Here is a 23693-nt window from a genome sequence, read left to right as displayed (position 1 = left end):
TTGTGGTAGTCGACGCCGATATGGTAATCATAAGAGGCAGTCATGCTTCCAACTCCCTTGTTGAGATCTTCGAAACCCCAATAAGGTAAGCCGAAAGGCCGGAAGCGTGACTGTCCCTCGATCATCACCTGCATCTCAATGGTCCGTTCTCTCCTGGGACGCGGCTGCTTTCATGCCACCTCCTGTGTTAAGGAGCCGCTGTAGCAAGGCCAACGATCGCTGGAAAATGATCGCTCCTCATCTCGCATTGAACGGAATTCAGCATGCTCGACTGGCGTCGCATCGACCTCAACAATCTGAAAGTGCTGCATGCACTGATGCTGGAACGCCATGTCGGGCGGGCGGCGGTGCGGCTCGGGGTGACGGCGTCGTCGATCAGCCACAGGCTGCGGCGCATGCGGGAGGATTTTTCCGACGAACTGTTCGCGCGCACGCCAACCGGCATGGCGCCGTCGCCGCGGATGGAAGAGATCGCGGTGCCGCTCAGCGAGATGATTGCCAGCATTACGCTCGCGGTTTCATCCGGCGCTTTGGAAGCGTTGCCCCAGGCGCGCCGGTTTACCCTGGTGGTGCCCGACGGCCTGCGCCAGCAGTTGCTGCCGGTGCTGATCCAGGGCGTGCAACAGGACCATGCGTGCCATAGCCTGGAGATCCGCTCCTTCGAGCGCCGCTCCTACGCCACCGAACTGTCGCAGGGCGAAGTCGATGCGGTCATCTCGGTCGGCGGCGATCGTGACGACCGCAGCCTCGTTGACCGGACCCCGGTTGCGATCGACCGCCTCGTCTGCCTGTTCGGTCCGCTCTGCCCGTTGGCTCCGACGGATGAGGTCACGGTCGAAGGCTATTTGTCAGCCTCGCATCTCTATTCGTTGCCGTGGCCGGTCTCGGACAACCATTTTGATCGGCTGCTGGCGCGGGACGGGCGCTCGCGCCGTATCATGCTCATCATGCCATCGCATCTGGGGATCGGCGATGCACTGACCGCGAGCCGGCTGGTCGCCACCGTTCCGTCGTCACTCGCCCGGCATCTGGCGGGCCTGCATCCGGCGCTCGTCATCCGCCCGCTCGCAATCGACGGCACCGAGGGAACGGTCTTTCTGGAGACCTCGCGCCAGCAGCAGCGGCGGCCGGAGATCGCGCGCTTCAAGGCTGTGGTCGAAACCGCGATCCGGACCGTGCTGCCGCGATCGGAGTAGGCACCACTGCTCTTGGCAAACTTGTCGTGGCGATACAGATTGCCGAGTGGCAAAACCGGGAGGACGACATGGCAGTCAAACGTATCGTGTCCAATCTTTACGCGTCAGATCCGCAGGCCGCGCACGCCTTTTACGCAGATCTGCTCGGGCTCGAGCTGGTGATGGATCACGGCTGGATTCTGACATTCGCGGCCAAAGGGCAGACGGCATTGCCGCAGGTGAGCGTGGCGAGTGAGGGCGGGAACGGCACGCCGGTGCCGGTGCTTTCGATCGAGGTTGACGATGTCGATGCGGTCTATGCCCAAGCCCGGGAAAAGGGCGTGGCGATCGTCTATGACATTACCGATGAGCCCTGGGGTGTCAGGCGCTTCTATCTCCGCGACCCGTTCGGCAACGTGATCAACATCCTGTCCCATTGAGCAGACCGGTCGCGAAGGCGTCGGCGGCCGGTCTGCTGATGTCAGGTTCTCGAAATCAGGCGAGCGTCAGCGCGTTGGCGAGGTCGGCGACCAGATCGTCGGGATGTTCGATGCCGATCGAAAGCCGGATCGTCGTGTCGAGAACGCCGATCCGGCGGCGCACGTCGATCGGCACGCCGGAATGGGTCATCGCCGCCGGGTGGCTCGCCAGCGATTCCGTGCCGCCGAGGCTGACGGCAAGCTTGAAGATCTGCAGTGCGTTGAGGAAGCGGAAGGCCGCTTCCTGGCCGCCTGATATATCGAAGGAGAAGGTCGAGCCGGCGCCAGTGCATTGCGCCGCATAGGCCTTGCCGAGCGGTGAGGCTTCGTCGTGGAAGGGCAGGTAGTGGATACGCTCGACCTTCGGATGGTCGCGCAGGAACTCGGCGACGACGCGGGCGTTATCGTTGGCCTTGTGCATGCGCACCGACAGGGTTTCGAGCGAGCGGCCGAGCATCCAGCAGGAATGCGGATCGAGCTGCGTGCCGATGGCGCCGCGCAACGCCTTCACCTGCTTCATCACCGCCTTCGAGCCGAGGGCTGCGCCGGCGATGAGGTCGGAGTGGCCGCCGACATATTTGGTCAGCGAATAGAGCGAGATATCGGCGCCGTGTTCGATCGGCCGCTGGAAGACCGGTCCGAGCAGGGTGTTGTCGCAGGCGATCACCGGCGTGTGACCCTGCTTGGCGCCGATCGCGTCGGCGACGCGGCGGATCATGGCGACGTCCACCAGGCTGTTGGTCGGATTGGCAGGCGTTTCGATGAGAATGACCGAGACGCGGCCCTTGGCCATCGCCTCTTCGGCGGCCGCGGTCACCGCCGCCTCGTTGACGCCATCGGCAAAGCCGACGGCCGAAACGCCGAGATTGAGGAAGGTTTTCGCCAGCAGCGTTTCCGAACCGCCATAGAGCGGCTGGCTGTGCAGCACCGCGTCGCCGGGCTTGACGAAGGCGAGCAGTGTCGTGGCAATCGCCGACATGCCGGAGGAAAACAGCGCGCAGCTTTCCGTGCGCTCATAGACGGCAAGGCGATCTTCGACGATTTCGCTGTTCGGGTGGTTGAAGCGCGAATAGACAAGACCAGCGCCGACACCCGCCGGCGGCTCGCGGCGGCCGGAGACGAAATCGAAGAAGTCGCGGCCTTCCTCGGCCGAACGGAAGACGAAGGTGGACGTCAGGAACACCGGCGGCTTGACGGCCCCCTCCGACAGTTCAGGATCGTAGCCATAGTTCAGCATCAGTGTTTCGGGATGCAGCTTGTGGTTTCCGATATGAGTCTTGTAGGGGTGCGGCGCGGTCATGGCTTTCTCCTGAAGCGAAACGGGGCGACTGACAGGCAAATTATATCAGACGCCTGGACCGATCCTTGCTATTTGCGATCACATACCCTTGAGTTGCGCAAACTATTGCCAGGACTGAAGGAATATGACGCAGAAAATTGCCGATGAAACCGACCGCCGAATTCTGAAGGAATTGCTGGCCGACGCGCGCATCACCAACAACGAGCTCGCCGAGCGCGTCGGGCTATCGGCGTCGCCTTGTTTGCGCCGGCTGCGGCGGCTGGAGGAGACCGGCGTGATCCGCGGCTATACCGCCTTGATCGACCCGGCGGTCGAGGGCTGGACGATGACGGCGATCGCGACCGTCAGGCTCAGTCGTCAGCACGAGGACGAGATCGTCATGTTCGAGCAGGCGATCCGCGGCTGGGACGAAGTGCTCGAATGCCACCTCGTCACCGGCTCGCGCGATTATGTGCTGAAGGTGATGAGCGCCGGGCTCGAACAATACGAGCGCTTCATCAAGGAGAAGATCGCGCGGCTCAAATGCGTGGCCTCGATCGAGACAAGCTTCGTCATGAACACGATCAAGGAGCGGCGGATCTGAGAGGACTGCGCTGTATGCGGGTCGCATTTTCCCGACGCGACCGCACCAGGTTTTCGGGCGGCGGCTTTGAAAGTGCAAAGGGTGCGCTAGATTCAAAAGAGAGCGTCCCTGGATCACGATGATTTTCGGTCGATCGACCCACGATCATGAACGTGATCGATTCTGGCTAGGGCGGGATGCGGGCGGAAACCGCGCCCACTTTTCCTCACCCCGCTCTCGTGCGCTCAGATGGACGCATGGCGCTCGCGGAGAAAGGCGATGGATTTCGTAGAAGCGTTCGACGCCGTTGGTTCCTGGATGCGGACGGTCCTTCTCAACGAGTGGACGTTCTATCAACTCGCCCTGATTGTCGCCGGCTACCTGGTTTGTGGCCTCCTGGCAAAGCGGATAGAGCCGGCAGTCGAAGCTCGCGCACGCACCATCAAGGGCAATCCGGACTTGCTGCGCGTCATCATCGCTTTCATGCGGCGGCTACGGTGGCTATTTCTGATTATATGGCTGTGGATCGCCGATGCGATGCTGTTGCGCTTTGGATGGCCGTCATACCGATGGCTGGTCGGCACCGCGCTTACGCTTACGGCGGCGTGGTTTGTTATCTCGGTCCTCACGCGCATCATCAGAAATCAGACGCTGGCGCGTGTTGTTGCCGTCACTGGCTGGATCTACTTTGCGCTCTACGCGATTGGCCTCGATCGCGTGATCCTGACGACGCTCGATGGCGTGGCGTTCAATCTCGGCGCGGTTCGCCTTTCGCTGTTGCTTGTCTTGAAGGCTATCGTCCTTTCCTTTGCGCTGATCTGGCTCGCCGTCCTGTTCGGTAACGTCTCGGCGCATTGGATACAGAGGTCTGCGGATCTCACCCCCTCCTTCAAGGTCCTCATCAGCAAATTGGTCAAGATCGCATTGATCTGCTTCGCCGGCTTAATCGCCCTGAACGCCACCGGTATCGACTTGACCGCATTGACGATCTTTTCCGGTGCCGTCGGTGTCGGCATCGGCTTTGGCCTGCAGAAGGTGGTCTCCAACTTCATCTCGGGGATCATTATCCTGCTCGATAAATCCATCAAACCGGGCGACACGATCACACTCGGCGATACCTTCGGCTCGGTCCGCGACCTGCGATCCCGGTTCGTCTCGGTGATCACGAGAGACGGCAAGGAATACCTCATTCCAAACGAAGACTTCATTTCGCAGCAAGTCGTGAACTGGTCGTTTTCCAGCGACTATGTTCGCATCGAGATCGACTTCGGAACATCCTATGACAGCGATCCGCACGAGGTCGCGCGCATCGCCATCGAGACCGCCGCATCGATTCCGCGGGTCGCCAGCACCTATGCCCGGCCGGTCTGCTGGATGACCGGTTTCGGTGCATCATCGCTCGATTTCAAATTGAGGTTCTGGATTTCCGATCCGAGCAACGGGCTGACGAATATTCGCGGTCAAGTGCTGATGGCGCTATGGGATGCGTTCAAGGCGGCCGGCATTTCCATCCCGTTCCCGCATCGTGAAATCATCATGAAGACACCTGTCGAGGTGACCCGCGCGTGAAGCGGAACGCGCTACGCGGGTGGTGTGGAGGACGATGAAACGCCCGACGCTGCACGCGTCTTGGGCTCGCAACACCGGACTGGACAACTATGGGAGGCGACGTTGCGGCCTGCGCGTCGGTCGCCCTCGGCTGGGAGATGCGCGCCGCATTCCGGCTTGTAGATTCCAAAACGGCAGGCAGGTGGGCGTGGCAAGGTCGGGCCGGCCCGCAATGTCTGCGTGCGCGCATTGGCCCATTCGCCTTGCCAAGCAAGCGCAGGCATTGTCTATTGCCAGCTTATCCGCACCGTCCAGCCTATCGGGAGCACATCGATGCCTTCAATGGAACTGCTGTTGGCTTTCCTCGCCACCACGGCGATCTTCGCCTATATCCCCGGTCCTGCGATGCTCTATGCGGCGGCGCAGACGATGGCGCGCGGCCGCTGGTCCGGATTGATGGCGACGCTTGGCATTCACCTCGGCGGTTATGTGCATGTTTTCGCGGCGGCTGCCGGCCTGTCGGTGCTGTTTCATGCGGTGCCGGTGCTTTACATGGTCGTCAAGTTTGCCGGTGCGGCCTATCTCGTCTGGCTCGGCATCTCGCTGTTTCGCGCCAAGACGCAAGGGGAGCGCGCCTTGCCCGGCATCCAGGCGAAATCCGGCCGGCGCGCCTTCTTCGAGAGCATCACCGTCGAAGTGCTGAACCCGAAGACGGCGATCTTCTTCGTCGCCTTCCTGCCGCAGTTCATCGATGCATCCGCGGCGTTTCCGGTCTGGCTGCAGTTCGTCATCCTCGGCACGATCGTCAACCTGATGTTTTCGTCGGCTGATATTGCCTGCGTCATCCTCGCGGGCGTGCTGATCACCCGGCTCAAGCGTTCGAGCATGGCGCAGCGCGCCATGCAACGCGTCGGCGGTGGTGTGCTCGTCGGGCTCGGCGTTCACCTGGCCTTCCAGAAGAGCTGATCCGCACCCACCGCGTGTAAGGGGATGCCGCATTCGCCGCTTTGGCAAGGGTTGTCGCGCCCGTAGCGGTTGCAGGGCCGATACGAGGTTGTCGGCGCGGTGACTGGCGGTTATCAATCGGGTAACGCGTCGATCGGAATGGCGCGCTCGATGAACGACCGTGAACAAGGAGCCTGCCGGTGGATCACCTTCAAGAGACAGGTCTGCGCGTGGCAAAGTGGCCCATTCCACAGTTCGTGTCCGGGCATAGGGCGTCGTTTTCGACGACGGGCCTCATCGTCGGGGTGCTGTTTTTCGCTGCATCGCTGACGCCAAGCCTGATCCCGCGCCCCTATGTCATCCAAGCGGTCATCTCAGGTCTTTCGCTGTCTGCCGGCTATGCCATCGGCGTGTTCCTTCGTTGGCTGTGGTCGTTTCTCGAGCTGCCCGATGTGCGGCCACGGACCGGGCTGATCCTCAAGCTGGTGGCTGCCCTCGGCTGCACCGCCGTTGCACTCGCCTTCCTCTGGCGGGCGGCGGCGTGGCAGAATACCGTGCGGAACCTCATGGGCCTCGACCCGGTCGAGAGCGCGGAGCCGCTGAAGCTTGGCCTGATTGCCGTGCTCGTCTTCATCTTCATCGTCCTGCTGGCACGGCTGTTTCGGTTGACGTTCCGCGTTCTCGCCAGGCGCTTCGAGTATGTGTTGACGCGGCCACTGGCAAAGCTCGCCGCAGTAGCGGCGGCAATTGCACTGTTCTGGTCGGCCACCGACGGGGTGATCTTCCGCTACGCTCTGCATGCGGCCGACAGCTCGTTCCAACGGCTCGACGCGCTGATCGATCCTGATGTGGCGCCGCCGACTGACCCGATGAAGACGGGCAGTGGCGCGTCGCTGATGACCTGGGATGAACTCGGGCGGCAGGGACGCCAGTTCATCGCGTCAGGGCCGAGCGCCAAGGACATCGGCGCCTTCTTCAATGGCGGGGCGAAGGAGCCGCTGCGGGTCTATGCCGGGCTCAATTCGGCCGAGACGGCAAAGGAGCGAGCGAAGCTCGCGCTCGAAGAACTGAAGCGCGTCGGCGGGTTCGAGCGCTCCAACCTTATGATCGTTGTGCCGACCGGAACGGGCTGGATCGATCCGCCGGGGCTCGATTCGCTCGAATATCTGTTGAAAGGCGACGTCGCCAGTGTCGCGGTGCAATACTCCTACCTGACGAGCTGGCTCTCTCTGCTGGTCGAGCCGGAATATGGCGCCGAGACAGCCAACGCCCTGTTCGACGCGGTTTACGGCTACTGGACGACGCTGCCCAAGGACAAGCGGCCGCGGCTCTATCTCTACGGCCTCAGCCTCGGCTCGATGAATTCGCAGGGTTCGGTCGACCCGTTCGACATCATCAGCGATCCGTTCCAGGGCGCGCTCTGGGTCGGCTCGCCGTTTCCGACGAAGACCTGGCTATCGATCACCCGCAATCGCAATCCAGGGTCTCCGCAATGGCGCCCGCTCTATCGCGACGGATCGGTGATCCGCTTCACCAACCAGGCGAATACGCTTGATATTCCGGGCCCTGAATGGGGCAATGTCCGCATCGTCTACCTGCAATATGCCAGCGACCCGATCACCTTCTTCGATCCGTATTCCTTCTACCGCGAGCCGGACTGGATGAAAGCGCCGCGCGGGCATGACGTCTCGCCCGATCTTCGATGGTTTCCTGTCGTGACGATGTTCCAGCTTCTGGCCGACATGGCGATGGGCACGACGACGCCGATCGGCTACGGCCACGTCTATGCGCCGGAACACTATATCGATGCGTGGATGCAGGTTGTCGATCCGCCGGGCGTAACCGCGGATGATGCGGTGCGGCTGAAGGCGCTGCTCAAAGGGCGCTATTGAAGGGTACGGCGCCAGTCAGTCGCCACGCAGGTGGGCGGCGATCTGGTGGGCAAGCGCCTGGATCAGCGGTTCCTCGGCCTTCTCCGTCGGACAGAGAAGATAGTAGCCTGCTGATGCCGGTATCGCCGTCGGGAACGGCTGGATCAGCCGGCCTTCCTGCAGGTAGGAGCGGGTGAGAACGTCCGAGACGAGCGCAATGCCCTGTCCCTGCAGGGCGGATGCGACGGCGACGGCGACCGAGGGCACCCGAACGCTGCGGCTGCCTTCGAGCGAGATGCGCGAGGCGGCCGACCAGCGCGTCCATTCCCGCCCGTCATCCTCATGCAGCAATGTGACGTCGCGCAGCTTCCTGTCGCGGTGCGAGCCTTCCAGCCGCGGGAACAATAACGGCGAACATATGGTCCTGAGCTTCACGTCGCTGACCACCTGCCACCACAGGCCGTCGAAGGGCGGATTGTCGTAGACGATCGCCAGGTCGACATCGTCCCAGAGGACGTCGCTTGCGCGAATGCAGCTGCGCATGGCGAGATCGCTGACGCCGCGCGCATCGGCGAACTGCACCAGGAGGCTGGCCATCCAGGCGATCGCCAGCGCCGGCGGCAGGGCGACCGTCAGCTTCTTCTGGTGGTTTTCGAGCTGCCGCTCGGCACCATTCTCGACCGCGACGGCAAGATTGCCCATGGCATGGGAGACGGTCTGGGCGAAATCACGTCCGGCCGCCGTCAGGCGGATATTGCGTCCCGATTTCTCCAGAAGTGTCAGCCCCGTCGTCTCTGAAAGCCGGCGCAGCTGCAGCGATACCGCGCCGGGGCTGAGGCCCAGTTCGTCGGCCGCCTGGCGCACGGAGCCGATCCGGGCGACGGCTTCGAAGGCCCTGAGATAAGGCAGGAAATGCAAAGCTTTCATTCGAACTTCCGCCTTGATTGACAATCGACTGTCGCGTGCAAAGCAATGGCAATTGTTTAGCAAAACTAGACAATATCAAGCACAAAAAATCGCTATTCCCAATCGATTTTTGCTCCTATGAATTGGATCGGAGAGAGGGAGACATGCATGATCGAGGCCCAACCATTTGATTTTCCTTATGACGGAAAGCTGGTTCCGTCGCAGACCGCGCTGATGGTGATCGACCTGCAGATCGACTTCTGCTCGCCCGACGGCTACTTCGCTTCGATGGGCTATGATCCGGCGCCGCTTAGGGCAATTCTGCCGGCCGTCAACCGTGTCATCGCCGCGGCGCGGCAAGCCGGATGCCTGATCATCCATACGCGCCAGGGCTATCGTGCCGACCTCGCCGACATGACGCCTTACGAAAAATGGCGCCGCAAGCGCTCGGGGCTGGAAAACACCGAGGTCCTGCTGCGCTCGAGCCCCGGCTTTCAGCTGCTACCCGAGCTCGATGTCGCAGACAGCGACGTCATCATCGACAAGACCTGCAACAGCTCGTTCACCTATACGGATCTCGAGCATGTGCTCAGAGCGCAGGGCATCACCCATATGCTGTTTACCGGCTGCACCACCGACGTCTGCGTGCATACGACGTTGCGCGAGGCCTGCGACCGCAATTTCCAGTGCCTGACGATCTCGGATTGCTGCGCCAGCGGCGAGCAATGGGCGCATGAGGCGGCGATCAACATGATCTCGATCGAGAACGGCATCTTCGGCACGGTCTCGACCAGCGACGCGGTCATCGCCGGCCTGGCAAAAGCTAGCCGCTAACACTGACGCCAACACCACATCACCGGTTCTGATGCCAACCGTTTCAACGGAATGATGCCCCATGCAACGATATATCTCGCTAATGAAACTGACGGCCAAGGGATTGGCCGAACTCGCCGACAGCGGCGCGCGGCGCAAGGTGAGCGAAGACCGCGTTTCTTCGCTCGGCGGCCGCTCGGTCGCCTTCTACGCCACGCTCGGAACCTATGATTTCGTCCAGGTTTTCGAGATGCCTGATAATGCGTCGATGATGCAATACGTGCTGACGGCACGACGCGACGGGTTCGTCGACCCGCTTATCCTTCCCGCCTTCGACAGCCAGACCTATGGCGACATCGTCGGGCGCGTTTCACCAACACAATGAGGGGAATAGAGATGATCAGACTGGCATCGCATGCAACCCTTCTCGGAACCATCCTGCTGTCGGCGGGGCTTGCCCAGGCGGAGCCGCCGGCTTTTGCCGCCGATGGCGATATCGGTGTGTGCACCACCGCGGCCTTTCCGCCGCTGACCTTCAAGGAAAGTCCGGCCGATCTAACCCCGACCGGCATCGATATCGAGATCGTCGAAGCGCTCGCCGGTCTCTGGAATGCCAAGGTCAACTATACCGTCACGGAGTTTGCCGGGCTGTTGCCGACGCTCGGGGCCGGGCGCTGCGACTTGATCGTCAGCGGCATCTACATCAACGCCAAGCGCCGCGAGACTTATGACGGCGTGTCCTACATGAAATCGGCCACCGCGATGGTGACCAAGGCCGGTAGCGACACAATCAAGGCGCCGGAGGATCTGAGCGGCAAGGTGATCGCGCTCGAAGCCGGCGCCTACTACAAGCAGGAGCGGATCGAGCCCCTGAACAAGGAACTGATCGCCAAGGGTCAGCCGCCGGTCGAGGTCCAGGAATATCCGACCCAGCAGGCGGCCTACCAGCAGGTCCTCGTCGGCCGCGTCGATGCGACGATGACCGAAGAGGCCGAAGGCGCCTACCGCGCCTCGCGTTCCGACGGGACGCTGCAGCTTCCCTACACGTGGGCATCGGATTTCACCTACGGCATCTACAGCCGCCAGGAAGGCAGCGATGCGGCCGCGGTCAAGGCTGGGCTGAAGGCCCTGAAGGAGCAGGGTTTTTTTGCCGGCATCGCCAAGAAATACGGGCTGAACCCGGCGCTGTTCGACGTCGATTACGATCGTTGAGGCTTGAAAAGGTGGACAGGGCATGAACTTCGACACGAAACTGTTTCTGGATGCCCTGACCATGCCGGTCATGTTGCAGGGGGCGGCCATCGCGATCCTGCTGTCCATCCTGGTTCAGGTCGCCTCGTTTCTGCTCTGCCTGCCGCTCGCCGTCGCCCTGAACTCGATGGCGGCGGTGCGGCGCACGGCGGCCCAGCTCTATGTCTGGCTGTTTCGCTCGTCGCCGCTCATCCTGGTGCTGCTGATCGTCTGGAACGGTGCGCCGCAGCTCTTTCCCGGCCTGACGCGCGCGCCCTGGTACACGCCCTTTGCCGCCGCCTTCATCGCCTTCACGCTGGTGACGACCGCCTATATGGCCGAAGCGATGCGCGGGGCGCTCGCGGCGATCGGCCAGGGGCAGACAGATGCGGCACGCGCGCTCGGGCTCAACCGCCTGCAGACCTTCGGCCTCGTCGTCCTGCCGCAGGCCTTGCGCATCGTCATGCCGGTGCTCGTCAACGAGTTCATCAACCTGATCAAGCTGACCTCGCTTGCCTATGTGATTTCGATGCGGGAGATCATGGCCGTCGTCAACGACGCGATCGCGTCGAGTTTCCGCTTCGTCGAATGGTATTCGGCAGCACTCGTCTACTATCTTGCGATCGTCTCGATCCTGATGTTTTTACAGCGGCTGATCCAGCGCCGAATGGCGTAACGTACATTAGGCTTCCTCCTCATTTCCTGCGGAAAGCAGCACCTCCATCGCACCGATGATCTTGCGGTGCTGATGGGCATGACGGGTGCGCAGACTGGTGGCGGCGTAGACCGTCTGCGGGATCACCGGCGCATCGGCAACAAGGGCGACGTGGCCGGATTGCGTCAGCCGTCTGGCCGTTGCGGTGGTGACATAGGCGGCTCCGCCGAGCGAATGCAGGAGCATGGTGATCGCCATGTTCTGGCCGGTCGCAACAGGCGCTGCGGAGAGATGCGGCAGAGCCAGCCGGTGAGCGCGATCGAAGGCCGGCGAATAGATCGCCTGGATATAGGTCTCGACCCTGATATCCGATAGCGCAGCCGCTTCCGTGCTCACCATCATGTAATGCAGATCGCCGATCCTTTCGTAATGAAGATCGGGCAGATAGTGCGGGGTATAGAGCATGGCGAGGTCGAGGTTGCCGGCGCCGAGATCCCGGTTCATCTGGTTGGAATAATCCGCTTCCATGTAGATTTCGGTTGTCGGCAGCTCACGCCTGATCGTGAATAGCCATTCGCCGGCAAAGGCTTCGGCCAGATCGTGCTGGATGCCGAGCCGCATGGAGCGCTCCAGCGCGCCGGCATTGGTGACCGCGCGCGTTGCCTCATGCCACTGGTTTTGCAAGGCTATTGCGTAGTCTAGAAACCTGAGTCCGGCGGCTGTCGGCACGGTTCCACCCTTGTTGCGGGTAAAGAGCTTGCGATTGAACTGTGCCTCCAGCGCCTTGACGCGGTGGGAAACGGTGGACTGGGTGATGTTCAGCCGCTCGGCCGTGCGGTTGAAGGAACGGGTTTCCATCAGGTCCAGAAACGTCTCGATCAGATCCACTTGCATCGGCATCCCATCCGGTTTCGAAGTTCCACTCAATCTAATCGAATTCTTCGATCAATAAAGCCTGTTTCCATCGCTTGATGGCGCCTCGTTTCGACGGCAAGAATTCCGGCAAAACGAGGGAACAGTGCATGTCGAATTTGCCGTCTCACGCGCGTGTCGTGATCATCGGTGGGGGAGCGATCGGCGCTTCCTCGCTCTACCATCTTGCCAAGGCCGGCTGGACCGACTGCGTGCTTCTGGAAAAGAACGAGCTGACGGCCGGATCGACCTGGCATGCGGCCGGCAACGTGCCGACCTTCTCGTCGTCCTGGTCGATCATGAACATGCAGCGCTATTCCGCCTCGCTCTACCGCGATCTCGGTGCGCTCGTCGATTATCCGATGAACTACCACGTCACCGGCTCGATAAGGCTCGGCCACTCGAAGGAGCGGCTGCAGGAGTTCAAGCGTGTCGTCGGCATGGGTCGCTACCAGGGCATGGACCTCGACATCCTGACGCCCGACGAGATGCGCAGCCGTTATCCGTTCCTCGAAACGCACGAGCTGACCGGTGCGCTCTACGACCCCTATGACGGCGACATCGACCCGGCGCAGCTGACGCAGGCGCTGGCCAAGGGCGCGCGCGACATGGGCGCAAAGATCATCCGCTTCTGTCCCGTTACGGCGGCGCGCCGCGAAAACGACGAATGGGTGATCTCGACGCCGCAGGGCGAAATCCGCTGCGAATACGTCGTCAACGCCGCCGGCTACTATGCCCGCGAGGTCGGCAAGATGTTCGGCCGCGACGTGCCGATGATGGTGATGAGCCATCAGTACGTGCTGTTCGACGAGATCCCGGAACTGGCCGCCTGGTCGAAGGAGGTCGGACACAAGCTGCCGCTCTTGCGCGATGTCGACAGCTCCTATTATCTCCGCCAGGAGAAGAACGGCATGAACCTCGGGCCCTATGAGCGTAACTGCCGAGCACACTGGACGACATCAGACGATCCGATGCCCGAGGACTTTTCGTTCCAGCTCTTCCCTGACGATCTCGATCGGCTGGAATGGTATCTGAACGACGCTGTCGAGCGCGTGCCGATCCTTGGGACCGCGGGGCTGTCGCGGATCATCAACGGCCCGATCCCCTATGCGCCCGACGGCAATCCGCTGATCGGGCCGATGCCCGGCGTGCCGAACGCGTTTGAGGCCTGCGTCTTCACCTTCGGCATCTGCCAGGCCGGCGGCGCCGGCAAGGTGCTGGCTGAGTGGATCACCGAGGGCCAGACGGAATGGGACATGTGGTCCTGCGATCCACGCCGGTACACCGACTATACCGACCAGGACTATTGCATCGCCAAGGGCATGGAGATCTACGGCCACGAGTACGCGATGCATTTTCCGAAGCACTATTGGGCGGCGGGTCGCGGCAAGAAGCTGTCGCCGATCCACGACCGGATCCAGGCACTCGGCGCGCAATTCAAGCCCTATAACGGCTGGGAACGGGCGATGTGGTACGCCAAATCAGGTGACGACACCTCCGAAGAGGCAACGCAGACCTGGGGGCGGGCGGGGCCGTGGGCCAAGCGCATCGAGGAAGAGTGTCTCGCCGTGCGCGATGCCGCCGGCATCCTCGACCTGCCGGGGTTCTCGCGCTTCCGGATCAAGGGCAAGGGCGCGACCGAATGGCTCTCGGGCCTGATCACCGGCCGGGTGCCGAAGCCGGGCCGCATCGGCCTTGCCTATTTCTCCGACGACAAGGGCCGCATCGTCACCGAAATGTCGGTGATGATGCTGGACGAGGATTTCTTCTTCCTGATCACGGCGGCAACGGCGCAGTGGCACGATCTCGAATGGCTGCAGAAACATCGGCCCGCCGATGCCGCGTTCACGCTTGACGATGTCACCACGCAGTTTAGCTGCCAGATCCTCACCGGGCCGAAATCGCGCGACATCCTTGCCGATGTCAGCGATGCGGATCTCGCCAAGGGCTGGCTCACGCACCAGACAGCGCAGATTGCCGGGCGCTACTGCCAGTTGGTGCGGGTATCCTTTGCCGGTGAACTCGGCTGGGAGATCCACACCAAGGTGGACGATACCGCCGCGATCTTCGATGCCGTCTGGGCTGCCGGAGAGAAACATGGCCTGAAACCCTTCGGCATGGAGGCGCTCGACAGCCTGCGCATCGAGAAGGGCTACCGCGCCTGGAAGGGCGACCTTTCCACCGATTACACCATCCTGCAGGGCGGGCTGGAGCGCTTCGTCGACTGGGCAAAGCCCGGCTTCAAAGGCAAGGCGGCGCTGGAGCGCGAAAAGCAGCAGGGTGTCAGCAAACGTTTCGTCACTTTGACAGTCGCCGCCGACGGCTGCGACGCGCCGTATATGTCGACGCTCTGGTCGGACGGCCAGGTGGTGGGCGAAACGACCTCGGGCAACTGGGGCTACCGCGTCGGCAAGTCGATTGCGCTCGGCATGCTGCGCGCCGATCTCGCCGTGCCCGGCAACGAGATCGAGGTCGAGATCTTCGGCGACCGCTTCAAGGCGACCGTCGAGGCCGACCAGCCGCTCTGGGATCCCTCCAATGAAAGACTGCGCGCATGACCAAGCCGATTCCCTCGAAAGCCCGGGCAGTCATCATCGGTGGCGGCGTCTCCGGCTGTTCGGTCGCCTATCACCTCGCCAAGCTCGGCTGGACCGACGTGGTGCTGCTCGAACGCAAGCAGCTGACGTCGGGCACGACCTGGCATGCGGCCGGCCTGATCGGCCAGCTACGCGCCTCGCAGAACATGACGCGGCTGGCAAAATATTCCGCCGACCTCTACGTCAAGCTGGAGGCCGAAACCGGCATCTCCACCGGCATGCGCCAGAACGGTTCGATCACCGTGGCGCTGACGGAAGAACGCAAGGAGGAGATCTACCGCCAGGCTTCGCTGGCGCGCGCCTTCAACGTCGATGTGCGTGAAATCACGCCTGACGAAGTCAAGGCGATGTATCCGCATCTCAACACCTCGGATGTGAAGGCGGCGGTGCATCTGCCGCTCGACGGCCAGTGCGACCCGGCCAACATCGCCATGGCGCTCGCCAAGGGTGCGCGGCAGAACGGCGCGACGATCATCGAGGGCGTCAAGGTGACCGCGGTTCTGAAGAAGGACGGCCGGGTAACGGGCGTGACCTGCGAGCAGAACGGCGAAAGCTATACGATCGAAACCGACAACGTCGTCAACTGCGCCGGCATGTGGGGCAGGGAGTTCGCGCGACAATCCGGCGTCACCGTGCCGCTGCATGCCTGCGAGCACTTCTACATCGTCACCGAGGCGATCCCCGGCCTCAAGCGCCTGCCGGTGCTGCGCGTGCCGGATGAATGCACTTACTACAAGGAGGATGCCGGCAAGATGCTGGTCGGCGCCTTCGAGCTGAAGGCCAAACCCTGGGGCATGGACGGTATCCGTGAGGATTTTTGCTTCGACCAGTTGCCAGACGATTTCGACCATTTCTCGCCGATCCTCGAAATGGCCGTCAACCGCATGCCGATGCTGGAGACGGCGGGCATCCATACCTTCTTCAATGGGCCGGAAAGCTTTACGCCGGACGACCGCTACTATCTCGGCGAGGCGCCGGAAGTGAAAGGCTATTGGGTCGCGGCCGGCTACAACTCGATCGGCATCGTATCGTCAGGCGGCGCCGGCATGGCGCTCGCCCAATGGATGAACGACGGCGAGCCGCCCTTCGATCTCTGGGAGGTCGATATCCGCCGGGCACAGCCCTTCCAGAAGAACCGCGCTTACCTCAAGGATCGGGTCTCTGAGACGCTGGGGCTGCTCTATGCCGACCATTTCCCCTATCGCCAGATGGCGACGGCGCGTGGCGTGCGCCGCTCGCCGCTGCACGAGCATCTGAAGGCGCGTGGCGCGGTCTTCGGCGAAGTGGCCGGCTGGGAGCGAGCCAACTGGTTTGCGAATGACGGCCAGGAGCGCGAATACCGCTACTCCTGGAAACGGCAGAACTGGTTCGAGAACCAGAAGTCCGAACATCTGGCGGTTCGCAACGGCGTCGGCCTGTTCGACATGACCTCCTTCGGCAAGATCCGGGTGGAGGGGCGCGATGCGCTTTCCTTCCTGCAGCGGCTTTGCGCCAACGAGATGAATGTCGAGGCCGGCCGTATCGTCTACACCCAGATGCTCAACGGCCGTGGTGGCATCGAAAGCGACCTCACGGTCACGCGCCTTTCTGAAACCGCGTTCCTGCTCGTCGTTCCGGGCGCCACGCTTCAACGTGATCTTGCTTGGCTGCGCAAGCATGTGCGCGACGAGTTCGTCGTCATCACCGATGTCGGTGCCGGCGAAAGCGTGCTCTGCGTCATGGGGCCGAAGGCGCGCGAACTGATGCAGAAGGTGAGCCCGAACGATTTCTCGAATGCGGCGCATCCCTTCGGCACGGCGCGCGAAATCGAGATCGGCATGGGGCTCGCCCGCGCCCACCGCGTCACCTATGTCGGCGAACTCGGCTGGGAGCTCTACGTCTCGACCGACCAGACGGCGCATGTGTTCGAGGCGCTGGAGGAGGCGGGGCAGGATGTCGGGCTGAAACTCTGCGGCATCCACACGCTCGACAGCTGCCGTATCGAAAAGGCCTTCCGCCATTTCGGCCACGATATCACCGACGAGGACCATGTGCTCGAAGCCGGGCTCGGTTTTGCGGTGAAACCCGACAAGGGCGATTTCATCGGTCGCGAGGCGGTGCTGGCCAAGCACAATCGCGGGCTTTCGCGCCGGCTGGTGCAATTCCGGCTGGCCGATCCCGAGCCTTTGCTCTTCCACAACGAAGCGATCGTGCGCGACGGCCAGATCGTCGGCACCATCACCTCGGGCAACTACGGCCACCATCTCGGCGGTGCCATCGGCCTTGGTTATGTGCCGTCGGAAGGCGAAAGCGACGCCGACGTGCTCGGCTCCAGCTTCGAGATCGAGATCGCCGGCACGCGGGTGAAGGCGGAGGCGTCGCTGAAGGCGATGTACGATCCGCGTTCCGAGCGGGTGAGGATGTAACGACGGCGTTTGAGGCTGCCCCTCATCCGGCCTGCCGGCCACCTTCTCCCCGTTTGACGGGGAGAAGGAGACGTGTGGCGACCGCCGTGCCTGAGTAAGGGCGCGGTTGAGGTGCGGGTGGAGCGCTCTCCCTCTCCCCCGCGTGCGGGGAGAGGGTGGGGGTGAGGGGCAGCCTCGTACATCAAGGCAAATTTAGCATGCGCGCGCCGGGACGCGGTTCTTCCGGTTCTTCTTTCAGGAGTTCAGGGCCATGTTCGCATCGGACCTTTCCAATACGACTGTCGCGGGCGACCGCATCGATCAGCTGGTCGCTGCGCATCGGCCGGGCCATGGGCTGGTGCGGGCCTTCTACCACGACGAGGATATCTACGAGCGTGATCTCGACCGGGTGTTTCGCCGCCATTGGCACTGCGTCGCGCATGAAAGCGTGATCCCCAACCCCAATGACTTCGAAGTCTTTCGCATGGCCGCCGAGCAGGTGATCGTCACCCGCACGGCCACGGGCGCGATCCATGCGATGCTGAACGTCTGTCGCCATCGCGGCGCCGAGGTCTGCACCAAGGAAAAGGGCAACGCCCGCGCCTTCGTCTGTCCCTACCACGCCTGGACCTACGGCAATGACGGTGCGCTGAAGGCGGCGCGGCTGATGCCGAAGGATTTCAAGCGTGAGGACCATGGGCTGAAGAAGCTTCATGTGCGCGTCGTCGAGGGGCTGATCTTCATCTCCTTTGCCGAACAGCCGCTCGATTTCACCGAGGTCGAGAACCTGCTGCATGCCACCTGCGGCCAATATGGCTGGGCCGAGGCCAAGGTCGCGCACCGGCAGTCCTATCCTGTCGACGCCAACTGGAAGCTCGCGGTCGAGAACTATGTCGAGTGCTACCATTGCGGCCCGGCGCATCCTGAGTATTCCGAGACGCACGCGCTCGAACAGCCGTTGCACATGATCGAGGAGCTGAACGCCAAGATGGAGGCGCGCACCTGCGCTCTCGGCATCGAGGTCGGTTCCGGCGATCACTGGCAGAGTTCCGCCGGCGGCAAGGAGACGGTGCATGCCTTCCGCTATGCGCTCTATGACGGCGTCAAGACCGGCAGCAAGGACGGCCAGCCGCTTAGCACCCTGATGGGCCGGTTCAGCGATTTCGACGGCGGCGTCACCTCCATCCACCTCGGCGGCACGACCTTCCTCGTCTGCTATCCCGATCACGGCATGATCTACCGCTTCATTCCGAAGACGGCGGGCACCTGCGAAATGGAGCTGATCTGGCTTGTCGACGGCAAGGCCGAGGAGGGGCAGGACTACGACCTCGAAAAGCTCACCTGGCTGTGGAAGGTCACGACCGATGAGGACAAGGCGATCATCGAGCACACCTCGCGCGGCGTGCGCTCGCATTATTTCGTGCCGGGCCCGATCGCGCCGATGGAGCAGAACGAGCTGCGCTACATCAACTGGTATCTCGACGAGATCAGCCGGCCTTCGCAACCATCATCCCTGTTCTTGTCACAGGGATCCAGCAGCGCCGCGTCGGCGGTGTGAAAGAATTCTGAAAACGCCTGATGTGACGAAGAATGTCACTGACGGCGCGGACGCGCCGTCGCTAGATTCCTGTGACGAGCACAGGAATGAGGTAGGTATCCGTGGTCTCAGTTGCGGCATGGAGGCCGAAACAACGCCAGGCATCGTCTATCGGCGCAGCGCGATCAGTCACGCCTATCGAAATGGGTGCGCAGCGCCACATGGGTCTGCACGGTGGCGACGCCCGATATCAACGAGATCTGCCGACGGATGGTGTCAAGATCGCCGTTCGAAGCGCATTCGACCAGCAGCATCAGGTCGGTCTCTCCGGCGAGCGACCAGCAGCTGACGACCGGCGGCATGCCGGCGAGATGCGGTACGATGTGGTCGCAGTTCTTACCGGGCTGGAAGGATATCGCGATCAGCGCGCGCACGACCGGCGCCTTGTCCTCGATGCCGATGCGGATCGTATAGCCGGCGATGACGCCCTTGGTTTCGAGCCGGCGCAGACGTTCATGGGCGGCGCTGCGTGACAAGCCGGCATGGCGGGCAAGCGCCACCAGGCTCTGGCGCGAATCCTGCCGCAGGGCGGCCACCAGCAGCCGGTCCTTTTCATCAAGTTCGGTCAATGTGTCGTCCCCTTGGTCATTTTGCCGGACAATCGTCCGGTCTTCCGCCATCATGTCCAGTGAAACCGGACGATAGGACGGCTAGCTTCCCGAGGCAATCAAGGAGCGTTAGCCATGACCATTCCGAGACTTCCCGACAATGCCGTCCTCATCCCGATCGACATGCAGCAGGCATTTGATGCCGCTCCCTGGCCGCCACGCTGGAACGGGGACGTTGACAACAACGGCCGCGCCTTGCTTGCCGCCTGGCGCGCGGCCGGCCGGCCGATCATCCATGTGCGGCACGACAGCGTCGCGCCGGGCTCGACCTTGAGGCCGGGTGCGTCTGGCAACGCGCCGCGCCCGGGCTTCGAGCCCGTTGGCGACGAACCGCTCGTCAACAAGAGCGTCAACGCCGCCTTCATCGGCACCGATCTCGATCTTCGCCTGCGCCGGCTCGGCGTTGATACGATCGTCCTCTTCGGCATCTCGACTGATATGTGTGTTTCGACCTCGGTGCGGGTCGGCGCCAATCTCGGTTACCGGGTGGTCCTGGTGGAAGATGCCTGCGACTGCTTCGACCAGCCGGATGGCGACGGCGACATGATTCCGGCGCGGGACATCCACCGTGCCCATGTCGCAACGCTGCGGGCGGAATTCGCGGAGGTGACGACCACGGCGGCAATCATTTCGGCCATGCGGCCGGCGTCGGCAGCGTAAGGACGCCGCAACGCGTGCAGTGGCTTATCGGCTGGCGGCGCCGCGGACTTCCAGCACCTGGTAGGTCCATTTCGGCGTCGTCAGGCTTTCGCCCTCTCGGCTCGGGAAAGTGAGGAAAGTCTCGAAAGGCCTTGCCTGGCCGACGGGCACGCGGGCGAGAACCAGGGCTGAGTCGTCGCCGATCTTCGCGCATGCGTCCTGCGGGCAGTCTTCGAGCGTCACGGAAAGCCGGAAATATTCGAGCGGTGTTGCGCCATTGTTGCTGACGGTGCCGCGCAGGCGGAAGCTGCGCTCCGGCTGGCTTTGTTCGAACGTCATGCCGTCGAGGCTGATGTTCTGGGCGGCCGGAGCCGCCGGGGCCGTCGCCACCGGCTCAGGTGCTGCAGCCTTGCGCTCGCCGCGGTCGCTGATCCAGACGACGAAGGCAGAGAGCAGGGCGATCGCCACTGCGACCGAGAGGATGGGCTCGGCCCACCGGCGAAAGCGGCTGAAACGCGCCGCCAGATACACGATCGCCACGCCAACCAACGCTACCAACCAAAGCATGAAGCTCCTCCTCGTCGACCCTTATATAGTGTGAGGAGCGGGTGGCAACATCGCGTGGCTCTGGTCGAAGGTCACGCTTGCGACATTTGGTGGATTGAACGGCGAGCGATTTCGTCAACCCCTTGCGGCGATTGCAAATGTTGCGGGCTTTTGGGCGCTTCTACCGGGGCGTAACGGCCCCAAGGCTGACGGTATAGGTGCCCTCGAAAGGAACGGCTGCGAAGCGTTCGTTGATGTCGGCGAGGCTCTTTTCCGGGTCGAGATCGGCGAAGATGTCGGGCCGCAGCCAGTGGGCGAAGGCTTCGGCAGCGACAATATTGAGCGGGATGGCGTTGAAGAAGTTCCAGACGCCATGGACGCGGCCGTTCTCGACCGCCGCAACGCTCGATAGCGCCGGCGTTGCGACGGCCGCAGCCAAGGTCTGCTGCGCCTCTTGCCTGGCAACGCCGGGACCGATGGAGAAGCCGCTATAGGTGCCGCCGGGCGAAGAGGTGGCGATGTAGACGTCGGGGTTTGCCGCCATCACCGCTTCTGCATTGACGGTGCCGCCGACGCGCGGCAGCGCGCCTTCGGCGATGTTGCGGCCGCCGGCGATCGTCAGGAATTCGCCGAGCCCACCGACGCCATAGGCCCAGCAGCAACGGTCAGGCTTGGGAAACGCATCCATCAGCACGGTTGGGCGCGGTTCGGGCTTGGCGGCGACACGGGAGCGGATCAGCGCCAGCTTGTCTTCGTAGTAGCGTGCGAAGGCTTCGGCCTGCTCGTCGCGTTCGAAGATACGCCCAAGGAGCCGCATCATATCCGGCGTGCTCTTCAGGGGATCGCTGTTGAAGTCGACGACGATGACCGGCACGCCGGTGCTGGTGAGATAGTCGATGGCGCGCTGGCCCGGCTCGGTGTCGGCCTGCCAGTTGGCGAGGATCGCGAGGTCGGCCTTCAGCGTCAGCAGCGTTTCGAAAGACAGTGCGGCGCCGGTGCCGCCGTCGTCGATCAGCGGCACGTCGGCGATTGCAGGAAATTTTTTGCGAAAGCTCTCGTAGATCTCAGGGTTGTCGCCCTTCATGTCTCCGGACCAGCCGGCCAGCAGGCTGACGGGGTCCGGATGAATGAGCGAAAGCGCGACCAGGTTGAAGCCGCTGCCAAGCAGGATGGCTTTTGGCCTTTCCGCTAACGTCACCTCGCGCCCGGCCGCGTCCTTCACCGTCAGCGGCCATCGGTTTTCGGCCCGGGCGCCAGTGGCGAAAAGCGTGGTGGTGACGAAGATGGCCAGCAAGGCCCGGACCGTGGATCGCGATAGGAGAAGCAAAACTACTGTTTCCGTTGGGTGGGAAGGGCGCAGAGGCTGCCGCAGCTGCGGACCCCCGGCAGCAGATAGCGCAGGCAGCAGATCTTGCGCCGGCACACCCGCGCACCGTCCTCTTCCTCGTGACGCAGGCAATCGAAGAAGGGGTTGGGCGAGCCGTCGGGCAGGGATCTGCTGCCGATGAGGGCTTCGGCCTGGGCATGAAGCGGCTCGACGCCGGCGGCGCGCAGGGCATAGTCGATGTAAACCAGCGCGTTGTTCCAGGCGAGTTTCGGCGCGATGCCGCCACTCGACTTGAGGTAGCCGACCACTTCGCGCAGGTGCTCGCCCATCAGCGGCGCCAGGGTGGCAAACACGTCGTCGTCATCGCCCGCCTGCCAGTTACCGGCATCGGCGACGCCAAAGGCGCGGGGCAGGCCATCTTCTGCCAGCGCCACCTTCATGCGGTTGAAGGCGACCGGCAACACCTGATGGTCGAGCACGCGAGCAACGAGATAGGGGATGGTGAGCGCCGAGAAGTAGTAGAGCGACCACATGGAGGCGATCGCGCGGCGGTCGGTGCCGCCGGACCTTTCAGCGTAGGTGTCGAGGGCGCGGTCGAAGGCGCCGGAGGCGAAGAACTCGGGCAGGACCATGCCGTCGGAAAGATCGTCCGACAGCACCATCTTTTCGTTGCACCAGGCGTGCGGGCCGGAAAAGGCAGCAGACAGAACCTTGGGGGCGCCTGTCTCCATGATCGCTTCGGATACGGCAGTCATTGGGGCACCCGCGTGTGGCCCGTGGCCGGCCCACTGCCGTTGCGAGGCCTGCCGCGCGGAGCCGTCGCGAACACAAATGCGGGGGCGGACAGACGCCATCTTGCAACCATGCGACACCTTCTGAACGGGTCAGACATTCATAAGATGATCGTGTTACTCATGTTTATTCGTTGTGCAAGTTATTTTATGAGTTTTGTCCGCATGTTTTAATGCGCGGGCGAGGCGCGAGACAGCCGCAAGCTCGGGCTTGCGGCTACTGAAGGGCCGGTGCCGCGGGCTCGACGGCCGCCTACATCAGGCCGAGCTGCTTGTAGAAGCCGAGCGCGTCGTAATAGTCGCTTTGAGTGGCGATCTTGCCGTCCTCGACCGTGAAGACCGAGGCGCCGGTGAACTTGAAGCTCTTGCCGGTCGCGGCCGTGCCATCGGCCCAGGCGCCTGAGTTGGTGCCGGAGAATTCCCATTCGAAGGAGACCTTGTCGCCGGCGGCGATGGGGTCGCCTTTCATGGTCCAGACGGCGTCGGGAACCGCATTCAGGAAATTGTCGATGACACCGGTCTTGGCGGCATCCTTGCCGGTGACAGGCTTGCCGACGGACGCGTCGTAATAGGTGACGTCGTCGGCGAAATAGGATGCGGCCTTGCTCGAGTCATGGGCATTCCACGCTGCGACATAGGCACCGACGACATCAGGCGCCGCGTCGGCGGCGAGGCCGGCGGGCGCCAGAAGAAGTGTGCTCAGACCCAATGCACCTGCAGCAGCAAGCAGTTGACGGCGATACATGGCATTTTCCTCCCGTTTATCTTCGTTTGCATGCTTTGTCCGCACCGCGGCCAACGTCCTGCC

22 protein-coding genes are annotated in these 23693 nt (G+C 62.8%); 14 read left to right on the top strand and 8 right to left on the bottom strand.

Annotation, left to right across the window (positions count from 1 at the left end; all coding sequences use genetic code 11):
- The first annotated feature begins 263 nt into the window (after positions 1–263).
- Positions 264–1196 carry a LysR family transcriptional regulator gene (locus BKP54_RS18235; protein ID WP_051509174.1) on the top strand — a complete coding sequence of 311 codons (933 nt, stop codon included), beginning with the start codon at positions 264–266 and terminating at the stop codon, positions 1194–1196.
- A gap of 68 nt (positions 1197–1264) precedes the next feature.
- A complete protein-coding gene (locus BKP54_RS18230; protein ID WP_025428215.1) occupies positions 1265–1615 on the top strand; it encodes a VOC family protein in 351 nt (116 codons plus the stop codon).
- 55 nt (positions 1616–1670) lie between these two features.
- Here BKP54_RS18230 and BKP54_RS18225 read toward each other — a convergent pair whose 3' ends face one another.
- A complete protein-coding gene (locus BKP54_RS18225) occupies positions 1671–2954 on the bottom strand; it encodes a cystathionine gamma-synthase family protein (protein ID WP_025427853.1) in 1284 nt (427 codons plus the stop codon).
- A gap of 124 nt (positions 2955–3078) precedes the next feature.
- Between BKP54_RS18225 and BKP54_RS18220 the strand changes: the two genes are divergently transcribed.
- The 4 genes from BKP54_RS18220 to BKP54_RS18205 all read left to right on the top strand — a co-directional run bounded on the left by BKP54_RS18220 (position 3079) and on the right by BKP54_RS18205 (position 7901).
- The gene (locus tag BKP54_RS18220; protein WP_025427852.1) at positions 3079–3537 is read left to right on the top strand and encodes an Lrp/AsnC family transcriptional regulator; all 459 of its coding nucleotides are present in this window, start codon (positions 3079–3081) and stop codon (positions 3535–3537) included.
- A gap of 258 nt (positions 3538–3795) precedes the next feature.
- The gene (locus BKP54_RS18215) at positions 3796–5085 is read left to right on the top strand and encodes a mechanosensitive ion channel domain-containing protein (RefSeq protein WP_057217674.1); all 1290 of its coding nucleotides are present in this window, start codon (positions 3796–3798) and stop codon (positions 5083–5085) included.
- A 312-nt stretch (positions 5086–5397) separates the two neighbouring features.
- The gene (locus tag BKP54_RS18210; RefSeq protein WP_025427850.1) at positions 5398–6030 is read left to right on the top strand and encodes a LysE family translocator; all 633 of its coding nucleotides are present in this window, start codon (positions 5398–5400) and stop codon (positions 6028–6030) included.
- Positions 6031–6209: 179 nt separating this feature from the next.
- Complete coding sequence (locus tag BKP54_RS18205; RefSeq protein WP_025427849.1) at positions 6210–7901, top strand: alpha/beta-hydrolase family protein; 1692 nt, start codon at positions 6210–6212, stop codon at positions 7899–7901.
- 15 nt (positions 7902–7916) lie between these two features.
- Here BKP54_RS18205 and BKP54_RS18200 read toward each other — a convergent pair whose 3' ends face one another.
- On the bottom strand, positions 7917–8807 hold the full coding sequence (locus tag BKP54_RS18200) for a LysR substrate-binding domain-containing protein (RefSeq protein WP_025427848.1): 891 nt from the start codon (positions 8805–8807) through the stop codon (positions 7917–7919).
- Between the two features lie 147 nt (positions 8808–8954).
- Here BKP54_RS18200 and BKP54_RS18195 point away from each other — a divergent pair, with 147 nt between their 5' ends.
- From BKP54_RS18195 to BKP54_RS18180, 4 genes are all read left to right on the top strand, one after another.
- Entirely contained in the window at positions 8955–9620 is a 666-nt protein-coding gene (locus BKP54_RS18195; protein WP_025427847.1) for an isochorismatase family cysteine hydrolase, read from the top strand.
- Positions 9621–9681: 61 nt separating this feature from the next.
- Positions 9682–9984 carry a GYD domain-containing protein gene (locus tag BKP54_RS18190; RefSeq protein WP_038576291.1) on the top strand — a complete coding sequence of 101 codons (303 nt, stop codon included), beginning with the start codon at positions 9682–9684 and terminating at the stop codon, positions 9982–9984.
- An 11-nt stretch (positions 9985–9995) separates the two neighbouring features.
- Positions 9996–10811 (top strand): transporter substrate-binding domain-containing protein, encoded by an 816-nt coding sequence (locus BKP54_RS18185; RefSeq protein ID WP_158071706.1) that lies wholly within the window; start codon positions 9996–9998, stop codon positions 10809–10811.
- Between the two features lie 22 nt (positions 10812–10833).
- A complete protein-coding gene (locus BKP54_RS18180) occupies positions 10834–11505 on the top strand; it encodes an amino acid ABC transporter permease (RefSeq protein WP_025427845.1) in 672 nt (223 codons plus the stop codon).
- A gap of 6 nt (positions 11506–11511) precedes the next feature.
- Here BKP54_RS18180 and BKP54_RS18175 read toward each other — a convergent pair whose 3' ends face one another.
- A complete protein-coding gene (locus tag BKP54_RS18175) occupies positions 11512–12378 on the bottom strand; it encodes a LysR family transcriptional regulator (RefSeq protein ID WP_025427844.1) in 867 nt (288 codons plus the stop codon).
- Between the two features lie 128 nt (positions 12379–12506).
- Between BKP54_RS18175 and BKP54_RS18170 the strand changes: the two genes are divergently transcribed.
- The 3 genes from BKP54_RS18170 (at position 12507) to BKP54_RS18160 (ending at position 18935) form a co-directional block, all read left to right on the top strand.
- Positions 12507–14954 carry an FAD-dependent oxidoreductase gene (locus BKP54_RS18170; RefSeq protein WP_057217677.1) on the top strand — a complete coding sequence of 816 codons (2448 nt, stop codon included), beginning with the start codon at positions 12507–12509 and terminating at the stop codon, positions 14952–14954.
- Positions 14951–17398: an FAD-dependent oxidoreductase gene (locus BKP54_RS18165; RefSeq protein WP_057211084.1), complete on the top strand. Its 2448-nt coding sequence runs from the start codon at positions 14951–14953 to the stop codon at positions 17396–17398. Before BKP54_RS18170 ends, BKP54_RS18165 begins: the two co-directional genes overlap by 4 nt.
- Positions 17399–17648: 250 nt before the next feature.
- Entirely contained in the window at positions 17649–18935 is a 1287-nt protein-coding gene (locus tag BKP54_RS18160; RefSeq protein WP_025427841.1) for an aromatic ring-hydroxylating dioxygenase subunit alpha, read from the top strand.
- Between the two features lie 164 nt (positions 18936–19099).
- On the opposite strand, the gene BKP54_RS18155 is transcribed toward BKP54_RS18160, so the two are convergent.
- Complete coding sequence (locus BKP54_RS18155) at positions 19100–19543, bottom strand: Lrp/AsnC family transcriptional regulator (protein WP_225906328.1); 444 nt, start codon at positions 19541–19543, stop codon at positions 19100–19102.
- Positions 19544–19657: 114 nt separating this feature from the next.
- Between BKP54_RS18155 and BKP54_RS18150 the strand changes: the two genes are divergently transcribed.
- Complete coding sequence (locus BKP54_RS18150) at positions 19658–20242, top strand: cysteine hydrolase family protein (RefSeq protein ID WP_025427839.1); 585 nt, start codon at positions 19658–19660, stop codon at positions 20240–20242.
- Positions 20243–20266: 24 nt separating this feature from the next.
- Here BKP54_RS18150 and BKP54_RS18145 read toward each other — a convergent pair whose 3' ends face one another.
- From BKP54_RS18145 to BKP54_RS18130, 4 genes are all read right to left on the bottom strand, one after another.
- A complete protein-coding gene (locus BKP54_RS18145) occupies positions 20267–20788 on the bottom strand; it encodes a hypothetical protein (protein ID WP_025427838.1) in 522 nt (173 codons plus the stop codon).
- 160 nt (positions 20789–20948) lie between these two features.
- Entirely contained in the window at positions 20949–22094 is a 1146-nt protein-coding gene (locus BKP54_RS18140) for an ABC transporter substrate-binding protein (protein ID WP_025427837.1), read from the bottom strand.
- A 2-nt stretch (positions 22095–22096) separates the two neighbouring features.
- Positions 22097–22849 (bottom strand): siderophore-iron reductase FhuF, encoded by a 753-nt coding sequence (gene fhuF / locus BKP54_RS18135; protein ID WP_025427836.1) that lies wholly within the window; start codon positions 22847–22849, stop codon positions 22097–22099.
- A 289-nt stretch (positions 22850–23138) separates the two neighbouring features.
- A complete protein-coding gene (locus BKP54_RS18130) occupies positions 23139–23630 on the bottom strand; it encodes an ester cyclase (RefSeq protein ID WP_084814687.1) in 492 nt (163 codons plus the stop codon).
- Positions 23631–23693 lie beyond the last annotated feature (63 nt).

It is taken from the genome of Ensifer sp. 1H6 (genome assembly GCF_001976035.1).
Lineage (GTDB): Bacteria > Pseudomonadota > Alphaproteobacteria > Rhizobiales > Rhizobiaceae > Ensifer > Ensifer canadensis.
Note: the sequence above shows the minus strand (reverse complement) of the source record. Positions and strands in the feature narration are given on the sequence as shown.

Excerpts from the sequence above, each read along its gene's own strand:
- BKP54_RS18145 (WP_025427838.1), bottom strand. The coding sequence starts at position 20,788 with ATGCTTTGGTTGGTAGCGTTGGTTGGCGTGGCGATCGTGTATCTGGCG.
- BKP54_RS18220 (WP_025427852.1), top strand. The coding sequence starts at position 3,079 with ATGACGCAGAAAATTGCCGATGAAACCGACCGCCGAATTCTGAAGGAA.
- BKP54_RS18210 (WP_025427850.1), top strand. The coding sequence starts at position 5,398 with ATGCCTTCAATGGAACTGCTGTTGGCTTTCCTCGCCACCACGGCGATC.
- fhuF (WP_025427836.1), bottom strand. The coding sequence starts at position 22,849 with ATGACTGCCGTATCCGAAGCGATCATGGAGACAGGCGCCCCCAAGGTT.
- BKP54_RS18185 (WP_158071706.1), top strand. The coding sequence starts at position 9,996 with ATGATCAGACTGGCATCGCATGCAACCCTTCTCGGAACCATCCTGCTG.
- BKP54_RS18190 (WP_038576291.1), top strand. The coding sequence starts at position 9,682 with ATGCAACGATATATCTCGCTAATGAAACTGACGGCCAAGGGATTGGCC.
- BKP54_RS18180 (WP_025427845.1), top strand. The coding sequence starts at position 10,834 with ATGAACTTCGACACGAAACTGTTTCTGGATGCCCTGACCATGCCGGTC.
- BKP54_RS18215 (WP_057217674.1), top strand. The coding sequence starts at position 3,796 with ATGGATTTCGTAGAAGCGTTCGACGCCGTTGGTTCCTGGATGCGGACG.
- BKP54_RS18150 (WP_025427839.1), top strand. The coding sequence starts at position 19,658 with ATGACCATTCCGAGACTTCCCGACAATGCCGTCCTCATCCCGATCGAC.
- BKP54_RS18175 (WP_025427844.1), bottom strand. The coding sequence starts at position 12,378 with ATGCAAGTGGATCTGATCGAGACGTTTCTGGACCTGATGGAAACCCGT.
- BKP54_RS18195 (WP_025427847.1), top strand. The coding sequence starts at position 8,955 with ATGATCGAGGCCCAACCATTTGATTTTCCTTATGACGGAAAGCTGGTT.
- BKP54_RS18165 (WP_057211084.1), top strand. The coding sequence starts at position 14,951 with ATGACCAAGCCGATTCCCTCGAAAGCCCGGGCAGTCATCATCGGTGGC.
- BKP54_RS18200 (WP_025427848.1), bottom strand. The coding sequence starts at position 8,807 with ATGAAAGCTTTGCATTTCCTGCCTTATCTCAGGGCCTTCGAAGCCGTC.
- BKP54_RS18130 (WP_084814687.1), bottom strand. The coding sequence starts at position 23,630 with ATGTATCGCCGTCAACTGCTTGCTGCTGCAGGTGCATTGGGTCTGAGC.
- BKP54_RS18160 (WP_025427841.1), top strand. The coding sequence starts at position 17,649 with ATGTTCGCATCGGACCTTTCCAATACGACTGTCGCGGGCGACCGCATC.
- BKP54_RS18225 (WP_025427853.1), bottom strand. The coding sequence starts at position 2,954 with ATGACCGCGCCGCACCCCTACAAGACTCATATCGGAAACCACAAGCTG.
- BKP54_RS18170 (WP_057217677.1), top strand. The coding sequence starts at position 12,507 with ATGTCGAATTTGCCGTCTCACGCGCGTGTCGTGATCATCGGTGGGGGA.
- BKP54_RS18235 (WP_051509174.1), top strand. The coding sequence starts at position 264 with ATGCTCGACTGGCGTCGCATCGACCTCAACAATCTGAAAGTGCTGCAT.
- BKP54_RS18230 (WP_025428215.1), top strand. The coding sequence starts at position 1,265 with ATGGCAGTCAAACGTATCGTGTCCAATCTTTACGCGTCAGATCCGCAG.